Source organism: Myxococcus llanfairpwllgwyngyllgogerychwyrndrobwllllantysiliogogogochensis, assembly GCF_006636215.1.
Lineage (GTDB): Bacteria > Myxococcota > Myxococcia > Myxococcales > Myxococcaceae > Myxococcus > Myxococcus llanfairpwllgwyngyllgogerychwyrndrobwllllantysiliogogogochensis.
Genome location: NZ_VIFM01001034.1, coordinates 1 through 383, shown reverse-complemented (window position 1 = coordinate 383; position 383 = coordinate 1). Strand labels below are relative to the sequence as shown.

The window sequence follows — 383 nt, the reverse complement described above, 5'->3', positions numbered from 1 at the left end:
TTGATACAGAGTGCCAGCCTGCCACTCCAGCTCACGCACGCAGGTCGTCTGATGGATCCAGCCCTGCGCGCGGGTGGGCTGATGCATCTCGTCCCCGTCGGGGACGCCCATCCAGCCGACCAGCAGGCGGCGGCCATCATCGGCCTGCATGGTCTGCGGCGCGTAGAACTCAAATCCGCTGTCCAGCTCGTGCAGCGGGCCGTGGTCGAAGATCCCGTGTTCGGCGTCGAAGCGGCCTGCCATCCACACCGCCGGATAGGTATTGAGAAAGCGCTGCGCTTCGCGGCCCAGCCCCTGCGGGCAGCAGATCAGCAGGTGGGTGTCCGCCAGCGGAAAGAGATCCGGGCACTCCCACATGTAGCCGGCGTTCGCCAGGCCGTTCA

General features: G+C 66.6%; 1 pseudogene. It reads right to left on the bottom strand.

The features are described from left to right. Positions 1–383 (bottom strand): annotated as a pseudogene (locus FJV41_RS56745) (sucrose-6-phosphate hydrolase); the annotation flags it as partial.